Origin of the sequence: Streptomyces sp. NPDC048603 (genome assembly GCF_043199475.1) — a bacterium.
In the GTDB taxonomy this organism is placed as follows: Bacteria; Actinomycetota; Actinomycetes; order Streptomycetales; family Streptomycetaceae; genus Streptomyces.
Map to the genome: position 1 here is coordinate 278579 of NZ_JBICVY010000004.1, position 12595 is coordinate 291173.

Consider the following 12595-nt stretch of genomic DNA (forward strand, 5'->3'; position numbering starts at 1 on the left):
GAAATCCCCCTCTACGCCTGTCCGTCGGGGGCGCTCAGGACGAGCGCCACCTGCTGGCCTTCGAGTCCGCGGGCGATCGCCACGGCGCTGCGCACCCGCAGCTCCCGTGCTTCTTCCCGGACCCACTCGATGCCTTCGCACTCGGGGTCGGGCCGTTCCAGGTTGAGCGTCCCCGGTACGGCCGATCCGTCGATCGCCAGCGCGCACACCGCGGCGTTGAGCGCGCCCGCCCCGGCGACCAGATGACCGGTGGCGGGTTTGACCGTGCTCGCGACGGTGCTGGACCCGGTACCGAAGACCGAGGTCAGGGCCCGCGCCTCGGTGATGTCCCCGAGCCGGGTGGCGGAGCCATGCGCCGCCACATAGCCGACGTCCGGGACAGCGATGCGCGCCTCGTCCAGGGCCCGGCGCACGGCGGCGGCCAGCGGCTCGCCCTGCTGGTGCGGGGTGACGAGGGCCGGGTCCTGGGAGGTGGCGCAGCCGCGGAACTCCGCGTACACATGGGCCCCTCGGCGCTGTGCCGCCTCCCACTCCTCCAGCACCAGGAAGGCCGCGCCCTCGCCGAGCACCGAGCCGCTGCGGTCGAGGTCGAACGGCCGGAAGGCTCCGGCGCCCCGTTCGTTGCGGGTGGTGAGCACGCCCAGGCCGTCCATCTTCGACATCACCCACCACGACGAGGCGTCGTCGAAGCCCCCGGCGATCACCACGTCGGACTCGCCGCGACGGATCGAGCGGAACCCGCGGGCGAGCGCAGTCGCGCCGGCGTCCGCGGTGCCGTGGAAATACGAGTTCGCGCCCTTGAACCCGTGGGCGTGCGACAGGTGGAACAGCGAGGCGGACTGGAGGCCCTCCACGAAATACAGCGGATAGAACGCCGAACTCGCCCGCTCGCCGAGCAGTCGCAGGTCGGCGACCCCGTCCTCGCGCCGGGCGGCCAGGGTGCCGGCCAGCAGGTGCTCCGGGTTGGAGATCTCCTTGTTGCCGCCCACGAAAACCGCCGCGCGCTCCGGCTCGTACCCGGCCGCGGCCAGGTCGAGCCCAGCGTCCTCCACGGCCAGCGCGGCCCCGGCGATGGCGAGCCGGTCGTTGTGCGTGGTCATCCGCAGGGACCTGCGCGACGCGTAGCGGTTCGGTACGAAGTCGGTCAGCTCGGCGGCGAGGCGGGTGCTCAGCGAGGAGGCGTCGTACGAGGTGATCGGGCCGATTCCGCTGCGGCCCTCCAGCAGCCCCTTCCAGGTCTCGCCGTGGCTCTCGCCGAGCGCGGTGAGCACTCCGACGCCGGTGACGGCCACCCGCCTCATGACGCCTCCTGGACCGTGCCGGCGTGCTGGAGCCGCAGCTCCCGGACGGTGGTGATGTCCCGCCCGCCCACCCGGACGACGGCCTTCACGCTGACGGACCTCGCGGTGGCGGCGGTGACGTCGACGCTGATCTCCAGCTGGTCGCCGGGCTCGGCGAAGTGCCGGTAGCGGATCCGCTGGACCCCGGCGAGCTCCCACTGGACGCCCTGGGGCGCGGGAGGAGCGGCCAGCCGGGCGGTCCTGACGATGTCGTCGAGGATCAGTACCCCCGGAAGCACCGGGAAGCGCGGGAAGTGGCTGTCGAACACGGTCAGCGTGCCGGTGACATTGCGGAGGGCGACGGCCCGGCTGCCCGGCGCCAGATGGAGGATCTTGTCGAGGGCTGTCATGCTGCCTTTCCTTCGGACACCGGGCCGTCGGCGGAACGGACGACGAAGCACGCGTTGGTGCCGCCGAAAGCGAATGCGTTGACCAGGGCGGCACGCACCGGCCGCCGGATCGCCGTGCGCGGGACAAAGTCGAGATCCAGCTTCGGATCGGGGTGGTCGAGGTTGATCGTCGGCGGCACCAGGCCTTCGCGAATGGCGCCGAGCGCGGCGACGAGATTGACGCCGGCCGCGGCCGAAGTGAGGTGTCCGGTCATCGACTTGGGCGAACTCACCGACAGCTCGTGGGCGTGGACGCCGAACACCTGCTTGATGGCGATCGTCTCGCTCAGGTCGTTTCCGGGCGTGCCCGTCCCGTGGGCGGCGATGTAGTCGATGCCGCCGGCACCGAGGCCCGACTCGGCCAGCGCGTCGCGCATCGCCGAGATGGCACCGCCACCGTCCGGCGGGGAGTCGGTGATCCGGTACGCGTTCAGCGTGGAGCCGTAGCCGACGAGTTCGCCGTGGATCCGGGCGCCGCGGGCCACCGCACCGTCCCAGTCCTCCAGGACCACGACCACCGCGCCCTCGCCGAGTACGAAGCCGGAGCGATCGGCGTCGAAGGGGCGCGAGGCACGCTCGGGCTCCTCGTTCCAGCGGTCGGTGACCGCGCCGAGCAGGGAGAAGCCGAGCACGTCCATCCAGGTCGTCAGGGCGTCGAAGCCCCCGGCGAGCATCAGCGCGCACTCGCCCTCCTGGATGCGCCGGTAGGCCTCCCCGATGGCGTGTGCGGCTCCGGCGCAGGCGGTGCTGATGCTGAGCACCGGCCCCTGGCAGCCGCCGGCCCGGGCCACGGCGGCCACGCCGACGTTCTGGTTGCGCAGCAGTACGTCGCCCGGCGCCTGCCGGTACAGATCGCGAAACCCGCTGCAGTTCAACTGGTGCGACATGTCCACCAGTTCCTGCAGCTCGGGACGGCCGACGGTGCCCGCGATCGAGGCGCCCCGGTCGTAGGGGTCGATGTCCTGCCAGCCGTCGCCCGCATCGGCCAGCGCCTCGCGTGCGGCGGCGAGGGCGAACTGCGCCCCGCGGGAGAGGTGGCGGCGCTCCTTGGCGCTGCCCGCGGCCGCCGGGTCGAAGTCCTTGACCTGGCCGGCGATGCGTACGGAGAACGCGGAGGCGTCGAAGGTCTCCAGCCGGCTCACCCCGCTGCGTCCTGCGGCCAGGCCGGCCCAGGTGTCCGCCGCGCTGTTGCCCAGCGGGGTGACCGCGCCGACACCGGTGATGGCGACTCTTCTCATCGGCGGCCACCGCCCACCGCGGCCCGGTCGAGGCGGCCGAGCATCCGCCGGGTGTCCTCGGGGTCCTCCAGGTCCTCGGCGGGCATCAGCGCGCACAGGATGTTCTCGGCCCGCATCACCGTCCGCCCGTCGACCGAGGCGGTGCCGGACAGCACGGCGATCTCGTCGCTCAGCGACCCGACCTCCCCGTCGAGCCGCAACACATCGCCGGGGCGTACCGGTCCGTGGAAGGAGAGGGAGTCCACCGAGAGCAGCGCGGCACGCCGTCGCACCCCGGTGCTGGCGATGACGAGCCAGGTGCCGGCCTGGCACAGGGCCTCCAGCATCAGGTGCGCGGGCATCTGCGGCCCGGCGCCCTCGTCCCGCCAGTGGTCTTCCAGCAGTGAGGTGAGTTTGTAGGCGCTGATCGCGCGCCCCTCGTCCCATGCTTCGATTCGGTCGATCAGGTGGAAACGCATCGTTATCCTTCGTCCGTGGCGGCGGCCGTGACCGCGGCCGTGGGCGCTTCGTCGGGGCCGGTGCCGGCGGATACGAACATCACGGCGTGCGCGATGGCGTACTCACCGCTGTGCGACAGCGAGACCTCGGGAGCGGCGGCGCCGATCCGCGCCGCATGTTCGGCGGCGCCGCCGCTCAGCTGCACCCGCGGCCGGCCCAGGGGCGTGTTCACCACCTCCACGTCCGTCCACCGCAGCCCCGGACCGAGTCCGGTCCCGAGGGCCTTGAGGACGGCTTCCTTGGCGGCGAACCGTGCCGCCAGATGGGCGAGCCGGTTGCGCTTGCCCGCGCAGTAGCCGATCTCGCGCCCGGTGAAGATGTCCTGCTCCGCCGCGGGATTCTCGGCCAGCAGCCGGCTCACCCGGGACACCGGAACAAGATCTACTCCCACGGCAATACGCATTGCCACCGCTCCCCCGTCGTTCGTTCCGGCACTGCCCACAGAGATCCGGCAGGGGACACGATGGATACATCGGGACGCGGGAGTATCCGCCGGGCAGGTCCCGGTATCTGGAGAGCGGGAGAAGACGGACACGGGAGACGGGCGGGCCGGCCATGGGCAGCAAACCACGCGGAACCGACCGGCGCCGGGCAGAGGTGGTCGACGCGGCCCTGCGCGAGTTCGCCCGCCGGGGCTATCCGGCCACGACCACAGCCGCCATCGCCCGGCAGGTCGGCGTCTCCCAGCCCTATCTCTACCGGCTTTTCCCGACGAAGCACGCCATCTTCACCGCGGCGGTGGTCCGCTGCTTCGACCTCGTCGAGGCGGCGGTGCGTGATGCCGCCGCCGGCCCGGGCCAGGACCCGGCCTCCCTGGGGGAGCGGGTGCGCGGCGCACTCCCGGCCGACGGCCCGGTCCTCCTGTGCCTGCTGCAGACGTACGCCCTGGCGCCCTCCGACCCTGCCGTCGGGGCCCTGTGCCGGCGCAGGTCCCTACGCCTGTGGCGGCTGCTGACCCGGCTGACCGCCGCGCACCCGGACCACACCGCCCACACCCTGGCGGCCATCCTCCTCCTCGGCACCCTGCCCCGGCCTGTTCGGCCGTGACAGGCCGCGGCTCGCCAGGAGGAGTACCGGGAGCCGCCGGCCACCACCAGAGCAGAACTGCAACCAGGACCCCGCCGCGGCGGGGTCCTGGACGCGTCCGCACGGGGCGGCCGCCCGTCAACACCAGCGCATGTGCAGGGCCTTGAGAGCATTGATCTGCTGCGGGGTGAGCCGGTCGTCGCGGACCCACTTGCGCGCGGTCTCCAGATGGATGCCCAGGCCGTGGGCGATGTCGGTGAGGAATGGTCCGGCGAGGAACGCACGAGGTCGACCGCGTCCGCCTGAACTCTTCGGGTGTCGGAATTTCGGGTTCACTCCATGATCGACCTCACCCCTGCGGCATGACAGGCCGGCCCCCTCCCGCACCTACCCGGGAGCACCACCGCCGCATATCGCAGATGCGGATCAAGCGTCACCCGCTACACTGACCGCGGCGGCCCGGCCTCACAGCCAGGTCTCCGTACAGATCCCCGCCTTCGTAGCTCAGGGGATAGAGCACCGCTCTCCTAAAGCGGGTGTCGCAGGTTCGAATCCTGCCGGGGGCACAGCAGCGGCAAGGGCCGGTTCGAGGAGGTGATCTCCTCGGGCCGGCCCTTCGCGCTCCGGGTCAGCTCAGGCCCTTGGTACGTTCGCCGATACGGTCGCCCTGGGGGGTGCCGGCCCGCTTGAGGGCCGCCTTCGTGTGCGGTCCGCCCTTGATCTTGCTCCGGACGGGGCCGTCGAAGCCGTGCTGGCCGGGGGTCAGGGGGGCTTGGTGGGTTTCCTGGCCCCTCAGGGCATCCCGGAGGTCCGGCCTCTTCCGCTCTTCGGTCATCCCGTCGTCACTCCTTCAGGGAAAGCGCCCATCGGGCACCAAATCGCATCCAATCGCATCCAATCGGACTACTCGGATCCTAGGCAGAGAGCGGGATGCGCGCACCCGGTGGGCCGGCCGAGCGGGCGAGCGGCCGAGCGGGCGAGCGGGCGAGCGGGCGAGCGGGCGGCCGAGCGGGCGGCCGACCGCTTGATGGCGGCGCCTCCCGCCCCTGATCACCCTTCCCCGCCGTTCCCGGTCGGTCGCGGCCGCTTCCCGGCCGGTCAGCCCTTGGCCCACCGCTGCGTGAGCACACCGATCGCTTCCGCGACCTCGCCGAGGCGGCCGTCAGAAATCCGATTCCGCCTGCTGATTTCGAGGTGGAGGAATCCCAGCCTTTCCTCGGCCGCCACCAGCCCCTGCTCGTTGGACGCCCCGGACAGCCGGCACTTGCGGGTGTAGGCCCGGCACACGTCGAGCCCCCGCTCGTCCAGCTCCCGGGACAGCAGCTTGGCCTCGTTCACCGCCCGGTCCCCCGCGCCGGTCGAGACGACCGCGTCGAACTCGGGGATGGAGGAGTTCGCGAACCCGTGCAGCTGCAAACCGGGCAGGCGCCGGCTCATCAGCTCGCCGATCACGTCGTGGAAGACCGAGTCGGTCCGGTGCGCCACGTCCGCGGCGCCCCCGTCGGCCGCGTTGCGGTGCGCCCCGGCCAGCACCAGGACCCCGCCCGGCGCCCCGCGCAGCACCTGGGCACCCAGGCGCTCGGTGTTCTGGTCGGCCACGGGGTGCGGCACCTGTACGATCCAGGCGGGCTTGGCGTCCAGGTGGACGTAGACCCGGCCCCATCCGCGGTTGGCACCGTCCGAGCGGGCGGCCGCGTCGGCCACCTCTGCGTAGCGGTGGCCGCTGACGGAGTCCTTGATCGATTGCACAGCGAAATCGACCTCGGCCAGTTTGGCGCCCGCCTCCTCCATGCGGCCGTCCAGCACCAGGGCGACCCCGCCGGCCACGGTGCGCCGTTCACGCTCCGTGGGAATCCGGTAACCACCCCGTTCACCGAAACTCTGGGTGAACGCGGCAATACGCTTTTCGAGATCGACGGCGTCGGTGACCGCATCGCGGACCGGCCCCTTCGCCGCGTCGCCGGATGGTTGCATTGCCGGGAGCGTGAAATACACCACAATTCCGACGACGGCAGCCGCCAGCGCCAAAATTGCTGAAATCGTTATTCGTCTCCGGGGCGACGAAGGGCGAAAGAAAGTCATGGCCATATAAAACTATCGAAGTGACGACCAGACCCTCCCCCGGCCGACTGCTCACCGGCATGCTCGCACTCCTGCTGACCGGCGCCCTCACGGGCTGCAGCCTGCTCGGCGGCAGCAGCGACGGCGATGCCGGAGGTCCGGACGGGGCCAAGGGCTCGGGCGGGCGGTCGTTCACCGTGGCCGCCGCCGGCGACGTGCTCATCCATCCGGAGCTCACCGCCCAGGCCCAGCTGGACGCGAAGGCCGCCGGCAAGAAGGACATGGACTTCGGCACCATCATGGCCGGGGTCAAACCGGTCATCAGCCGGGCAGACCTGGCGATATGCCACATGGAGCCGGTGCTCGGCAAGCCCGAGGGGCCGTTCCGGAGCTTCCCGGACTTCCTCGCCCCTCCGCAGATCACCGCCACCCTCAAGGACATCGGCTACGACACCTGCTCGACGGCCTCCAACCACGCCCTCGACCACGGTGAGGGAGGCGTCCGCAGCACGCTGGACGCCCTGGACCGGGCCGGCCTCAAGCACACCGGCTCCGCGCGCAACGCCCAGGAGGGCGGCAAGCCGCTGATCATGGACGTCAAGGGCGTCAAGGTCGCCCAGATCTCCTTCGCGGGCGGGTTCAACGGCCGCCAGGTCCCCGCCGACAAGCCCTGGCTGGTCAACAAGACCTCGCTCGACTCCATCTCCGCCGCCGAGAAGGCCGCCCGCGCGGCCGGCGCCGAGGTGGTCATCCTCAGCATCCACTGGGGCAAGGAGCACCAGCCCGCACCCAACTCCCTCCAGCTCAGCCTCGCCAAGAAGATCGCCAAGAAGACCGGCGTGAACCTCGTCATCGGCCACCACGCCCACGTGGTGCAGCCCATGGAGAAGATCGGCGACACCTGGGTCGCGTACGGACTCGGCAACCAGCTCGCCCGGCACGAGGTGCCCAGCGGACTGTCCGAGGAAGGCGTCATCGGCTGGTTCGAGTTCACCGAGAAGAACGGCAAGTGGGACGTCCGGCCCCGTTACGTGCCGACCTTCGTCGAGCTCCCGCCGGACCCCGAGCAGACGGCGAACGGCCCGAAGCTGCCGGAGGCCGGACAGGTCCAGCACCACCGGCTGATCGACCTCGCCGCGGCCCTCAACGGCACCGGGAACCAGGGCGAGCTCTCGGACCAGCGCCGCGCCCGCTTCCGCCTCGCCTACGACCGGACCCAGGGCACCCTGCTCAACCGCGGTGCCGGCGCGGACGGCCTGGAGCCACTCGAACGCATCCGCGACTGACCGGCGTCCGGACCGGCCCGGCCCGACCGTCCGGCCCGACCGCCCCGCCCTTCCCCTCCCCGAGCCCGCACAACCTCAGGAGCCCTCCTTGTCCGCGTCGCGCACGAAGCGGCAGCAGAAAGCCCGCCGAAGAGCGGACATGTCGCTGCTCGGCGGCATCCGGCCGCCGATCGCCGCGCTGTCCGCACTGCTGCTCGCCGTCGCCGCCCTCACGGCCTTCCTCGGCAAGGTGGCGGCGCCGCCGGTCAGCGAGGCCGTCCGCACCTCCCAGCAGCACTTCGCCGAGGACGGCGCGATCGCCCTGCGGGCCTCGCTCGACGAGTCGATCACCGACCTGTCGCGCACCACGAGCCTCTTCAACGCGGGCCCGCCCGTCTCCGCCGACACCGTCCTGGACAAACTGGGCAACGTCTACCAGAAGTGGCGCGGCACGGCCGTCATCGAGATCAGCTCCGGCCGGCTGGAGGCCCAGCGCGGCGAGAACCTCCCGCTCACCGCCATCGACCGCACCAAGCTCGGCGAACCCGACGGCATCGCCCCCCGCATGGTCCGGCTGGAGAACGGCGAGACCCGCCTGCTCACCTTCGCCGTCCTGTCCTGGCCGGGCCGGCCGCAGATGCTGCTCGTCGCCTCCAGCAGCCTGAAGTTCCCCGGCATCAGCCTCGGCAAGTTCCGGGCCATCGCCGTCACCGACTCGGCCGGCCAGATCCTCAGCAGCGACGGCCTCGCCAACGACGAACAGATCCAGTCCGACGACGTCAAGGCCGAGACCGAGCAGGCCCGCAAGCAGCTCAAGAAGTTCGCCAAGACCGCCGCGAAGAAGACCAAGGCCCATCCGCTCACCACCAAGGAGCCCGGTGGCGGCGGCTTCCTCGGCGTCAGCGGCAGCCTCCTCGGCCCCGAGGACGACGGCGAACGCGCCGTCGTCGGCTACGCCTCCCTCGCCGGCCCCGAAGCCGGCAAGGGCACCGACGCCACCTCTCTCGGGCTGACCGTCATCTCCCTCCTCACCGTCACCGAGGAGAGCGCCGCGACCGTCGACTCGTTCTTCGGGATCGCCGCCGCCGGCGCCCTGCTCCTCGTGGGCCTCCTCGCCGTCGCCCTGCTCATCGGCACCGTCCAGCGGCCGCTGATCGCCCTCTTCCTGGAGAGCCGCCGCATCAGCCGCGGCGACCTCCGGCGCCCGGTCAACCGCCCCCGCTACGGCGAGGCCGCCCGGATCGGCACCGCCCTGGAGCGGCTCCGCCGGCAGCTCCTCGGCGAGGCCCCCGAGGAGCAGGAAGGCCACGACCCGGGCCGCGGCCGCGGCCGGATCGGCGCCCGCGCCCTGGTCGCCGCCTGCGGGGCACTCCTGCTGCTGTGGTCCGCGCCGCTGGTCCTGCTCCTCAACCGCGCGGGCGAGCACGTCGCCGTACCGCAGACGATCATCCACGACCAGCGCGAACGCACCGACACCATGGCCGACCGGATCCGCCGCGCCCTCAACGAGGGCCACGCGGACCTCACCTCCATGGGCCTGCTGATCAGCGAGGGCAGCAGCTCCGCCGACGTGACCTCGATCCTGGAGCGCACCCTCACCCAGCACCCGCGCTACGCCTCGCTCTACGTCCTGCGCGCCGACGGCACCGTCACCGCACGGGCGGGCGCCGAGCCGCACCACCCGAGCGGCAAGGGCCCCTCCGCCACCCCGGTGGTCCTGCTCGAATCGGGCAACGAGCCCGTCATCGTCGAGTACGCCCCGGCCCCCGGCCTCAAGGGCGCGTACGTCGTCGGCGAGCTGCGCATCGACTTCCTCAACTCGCTGCTCAAGCGTCCGGGCCTGGGCGAGATCCGGGTCCTCGACGAGAAGCGGCGGGTCATCGGCGGCAACAACGGCTACCTGGCCTTCAAGGAGCTGCCGAACGAGAGCCTGCGCGCCCTGGTCTCCGGCGCCAACCAGAAGGTCGGCATGGGCCCGCGGCCCAGCAGCGTGCTGCTCCGCGGCAAGGGCGACGACATCACCATCGCCGCCGCGGTCCCGATGGCCGGCGGTGGCGCCGCCAAGCCGCTGGCCTGGACGGTGGTGAGCTGGCAGCCCGCCAAGGGCCTCGCCATCCCCGAGTACAACCTGCAGAACCGCACCGTGCTGGCCGGCCTGCTCGGCCTCACCGCGGCGGTGGCCTGCCTCGGCTGGCTGCACATCATCGTGGTCCGCGCCCTGCGGGAGCTCACCGCGCGGGCGGAGGCACTGGCCGACGGCGACCGCCGCACCGTGCTGTTCCCCCGCCACCACGACGAGGTCGGCGCGGTCACCCGCAGCCTGGAGGTCATCCGGCAGCAGCTCGTGGAGCTGCGCAAGCGCGAGACCGCCGGTCACCCCGGGCATCCCGCGCACCCCGCTCACACCGACCGGGCCCAGCAGGCCGGAAGGAACTGATCCGCGTGCTCTTCCTCTACATCGTGCTCGTCGTGAGCTGCCTGATCATGCTGGTCGCCGGCATCGTCGAGCAGCGGCGGCACTTCGCCAACCTGGCGGAGATACCCACCCGGGTGCTGGTCAACGGCATCCGCGGCAAGAGCTCCATCACCCGGCTGTGCGCGGGGGCGCTGCGCGGTGGCGGGCTGGTGACGGTGGCCAAGACCACCGGCACCGCGGCCCGGTTCATCCACCCGGACGCCACCGAGGAGCCCGTCTACCGCAAGTTCGGCATCGCCAACGTGGTGGAGCAGATCGGCATCGTGCGGCGGGCCGCCGCCTACAGGCCGGACGCGCTGGTGATGGAGTGCATGGCCGTCATGCCGCCGCTGCAGGAGCTCAACCAGCAGAAGCTGATCCAGTCCACGATCGGCGTGCTGTGCAACGTCCGTGAGGACCACGTCGCCGAGATGGGCCCCACCCTCGACGACATCGGCCGCTCGCTGTCCCGCTCGATGCCGCACGGTGGCATCTGCGTCACCGCCGAGAAGGACCGCTTCCACATCCTCCAGGAGGAGGCCGACGCGCGGGACTGCAAGCTCGTCTACGCCGACCCGGAGACGGTCAGCGACGAGGAGCTGCGCGGCTTCAGCTGGTTCACGTTCAAGGAGAACGTGGCCATCGCGCTGACCGTGGCCGAACTGCTCGGCATCGACCGGGAGACCGCCCTCCAGGGCATGTACGACGCGCCGCCGGACCCCGGTGTGCTCTCCGTGGAGCGGTACGTGGCTCCGGGCGGCAAGCGCGTGCGGTTCGCCAACGTCTTCGCGGCCAACGACCCCGAGTCGACGCTGATGAACATCAACCAGCTGCTCGGCCTCGGCGCGATCAGCCGCCCGCTGAACGTCGTGATCAACTGCCGTCCGGACCGGGTCGAGCGCAACGGCCAGATGGGCCAGATCGTGCCCGACCTGCAGCCCGACAAGGTGTTCGTGATCGGGCACCCCTCGAAGAGCGCCATCGACGCCATCCCCGCGCAGTGGCGCGACCGGGCCGTGGACCTCGGCGGCGACGGGCGCGACGGCGAGGAGTTCATGCACGAGCTGCTGGCCCACCTCGGCCCGGAGTCCTCGCTGGTCGCCATCGGCAACATCCACGGGCAGGGCGAGATCCTGCTGGAGCACCTCGCCGAACTCCCGTCCTTCGAGGAGGACGGCGACTCGGCGCCGGCGCCCCAGGCCCCCGCACGTCCGGCCGCGGCGGCCCCGCACCCCGGCGTTCCCGCGCAGCACCCCGGCGTTCCCGCGCAGCACCACGGCGTTCCCGCGCAGCACCACGGCGTTCCCGTCCAGCACCACGGCGTTCCCGCACCGCGGCACGACCAGACCGTGCCGCTGTACACCCGGCCACTGGACCCGTACGCCGACCTGAGCGCCGCCGAGGAGGCCCGCCGCCGGGAGTACGCGGCCCTCCGGACGCCTCCGCAGCGGCCGGGCTTCCCGCAGGACTATTACGCGGCCCAGTCCTTCCACCCCGCACCCGAACCGGGACAGCAGGTACAGCAGGTACAGCAGGGTCAGCCGGGTCAGCCGGGTCAGCCGGGTTCCATGCAACCGCAGGTGTGGCCGGTCCGGCAGCCCCAGCAGATCCAGCCGCCGCAGCAGATGCAGCAGATGCAGCAGCCCAGGCTGCCCCAGCCCCTGGAGCAGCCGCCCCGGCAGCAGCCCCGGCAGCTCCAACCGCCCCGGCCGCCGCAGCAGTACGTGCAGAACAGCCCCCGGCCGTACGCGCAGCACGACGAGCAGAACCACGACAACCCCTCGGCCCCGCAGTGGCCCAGCTCAGGAGAACCCCGTTGATCCCCGCCGTCCTCACCCCCGAGATCGCCGCGATCGGCATCGCCCTGGGGCTCCTGTTCTCGCTCGTCTGCTACCTGACGACGAACCTGTCCCCCGGCGGCATGATCACGCCCGGCTGGCTCGCCCTCACCCTGATCGAGGACCTGCAGCGGGCCGCGATCGTCGTCGGCGTGACCGCGCTCACCTACACCCTCACGCTCGTCGTCCAGCGCTTCGTGATCCTCTACGGAAAGCGGCTGTTCGCGGCGGTCGTGCTGATCGGCGTCCTGCTCCAGGGCGCCGTGGTGATCGTGCTCCAGATGGAGTTCCCGCTGCTGTACGCGAACCAGACCCTCGGCTTCATCGTGCCGGGCCTGATCGCCTACCAGCTGGTCCGCCAGCCCAAGGGCGCCACCCTGCTGGCGACCGGCTCCGCGACGCTCATGACCTACGTCGTCCTGACCGCCGGAATCCTGCTCGGCCTCATGCCGCACGCCTGACCTGCTCCGTCCCCCGCCCTCCGC

13 protein-coding genes and 1 tRNA gene are annotated in these 12595 nt (G+C 71.8%); 6 read left to right on the plus strand and 8 right to left on the minus strand.

The window, feature by feature from the left end; genetic code table 11:
- Positions 1-11 precede the first annotated feature (11 nt).
- From ACGFQ9_RS11080 to acpS, 5 genes are read right to left on the minus strand one after another with little or no spacing between them, the layout of a single operon-like run.
- Positions 12-1301, minus strand: a complete 1290-nt coding sequence (locus ACGFQ9_RS11080) for a beta-ketoacyl-[acyl-carrier-protein] synthase family protein (RefSeq protein ID WP_393573437.1) — start codon at positions 1299-1301, stop codon at positions 12-14.
- Positions 1298-1690, minus strand: a complete 393-nt coding sequence (locus tag ACGFQ9_RS11085) for a 3-hydroxyacyl-ACP dehydratase FabZ family protein (protein ID WP_393573438.1) — start codon at positions 1688-1690, stop codon at positions 1298-1300. Before ACGFQ9_RS11085 ends, ACGFQ9_RS11080 begins: the two co-directional genes overlap by 4 nt.
- Positions 1687-2967 (minus strand): beta-ketoacyl-[acyl-carrier-protein] synthase family protein, encoded by a 1281-nt coding sequence (locus ACGFQ9_RS11090; protein ID WP_393573439.1) that lies wholly within the window; start codon positions 2965-2967, stop codon positions 1687-1689. Before ACGFQ9_RS11090 ends, ACGFQ9_RS11085 begins: the two co-directional genes overlap by 4 nt.
- Positions 2964-3425, minus strand: coding sequence for a hotdog domain-containing protein (locus ACGFQ9_RS11095; protein WP_393573440.1), 462 nt, complete (start codon positions 3423-3425; stop codon positions 2964-2966). Before ACGFQ9_RS11095 ends, ACGFQ9_RS11090 begins: the two co-directional genes overlap by 4 nt.
- A gap of 2 nt (positions 3426-3427) precedes the next feature.
- A complete protein-coding gene (gene acpS / locus ACGFQ9_RS11100) occupies positions 3428-3868 on the minus strand; it encodes a holo-ACP synthase (RefSeq protein WP_393573441.1) in 441 nt (146 codons plus the stop codon).
- Between the two features lie 152 nt (positions 3869-4020).
- Here acpS and ACGFQ9_RS11105 point away from each other — a divergent pair, with 152 nt between their 5' ends.
- A complete protein-coding gene (locus tag ACGFQ9_RS11105) occupies positions 4021-4512 on the plus strand; it encodes a TetR/AcrR family transcriptional regulator (RefSeq protein ID WP_393573442.1) in 492 nt (163 codons plus the stop codon).
- Between the two features lie 117 nt (positions 4513-4629).
- Here the strand turns inward: ACGFQ9_RS11105 and ACGFQ9_RS11110 are convergent, their stop codons facing one another.
- Positions 4630-4827, minus strand: a complete 198-nt coding sequence (locus tag ACGFQ9_RS11110; RefSeq protein ID WP_393573443.1) for a hypothetical protein — start codon at positions 4825-4827, stop codon at positions 4630-4632.
- A 157-nt stretch (positions 4828-4984) separates the two neighbouring features.
- Here ACGFQ9_RS11110 and ACGFQ9_RS11115 point away from each other — a divergent pair.
- Positions 4985-5057: transfer RNA gene (locus tag ACGFQ9_RS11115), tRNA-Arg, on the plus strand.
- Between the two features lie 62 nt (positions 5058-5119).
- Here ACGFQ9_RS11115 and ACGFQ9_RS11120 read toward each other — a convergent pair.
- Together ACGFQ9_RS11120 and ACGFQ9_RS11125 are read right to left on the minus strand one after the other, a co-directional pair.
- Positions 5120-5326 (minus strand): hypothetical protein, encoded by a 207-nt coding sequence (locus tag ACGFQ9_RS11120; protein ID WP_393573444.1) that lies wholly within the window; start codon positions 5324-5326, stop codon positions 5120-5122.
- A gap of 263 nt (positions 5327-5589) precedes the next feature.
- On the minus strand, positions 5590-6579 hold the full coding sequence (locus ACGFQ9_RS11125) for a hypothetical protein (protein ID WP_393573445.1): 990 nt from the start codon (positions 6577-6579) through the stop codon (positions 5590-5592).
- Positions 6580-6593: 14 nt separating this feature from the next.
- On the opposite strand from ACGFQ9_RS11125, the gene ACGFQ9_RS11130 reads away from it, so the two are divergent.
- From ACGFQ9_RS11130 to ACGFQ9_RS11145, 4 genes are all read left to right on the plus strand, one after another.
- The gene (locus ACGFQ9_RS11130; protein WP_393573446.1) at positions 6594-7838 is read left to right on the plus strand and encodes a CapA family protein; all 1245 of its coding nucleotides are present in this window, start codon (positions 6594-6596) and stop codon (positions 7836-7838) included.
- Positions 7839-7977: 139 nt separating this feature from the next.
- A complete protein-coding gene (locus ACGFQ9_RS11135; protein WP_393573447.1) occupies positions 7978-10254 on the plus strand; it encodes a HAMP domain-containing protein in 2277 nt (758 codons plus the stop codon).
- A gap of 5 nt (positions 10255-10259) precedes the next feature.
- Positions 10260-12092, plus strand: coding sequence for a poly-gamma-glutamate synthase PgsB (gene pgsB / locus ACGFQ9_RS11140; RefSeq protein ID WP_393573448.1), 1833 nt, complete (start codon positions 10260-10262; stop codon positions 12090-12092).
- Positions 12089-12571: a poly-gamma-glutamate biosynthesis protein PgsC/CapC gene (locus ACGFQ9_RS11145; RefSeq protein ID WP_393573449.1), complete on the plus strand. Its 483-nt coding sequence runs from the start codon at positions 12089-12091 to the stop codon at positions 12569-12571. The genes pgsB and ACGFQ9_RS11145 overlap by 4 nt, the downstream gene beginning before the upstream one ends.
- Positions 12572-12595 lie beyond the last annotated feature (24 nt).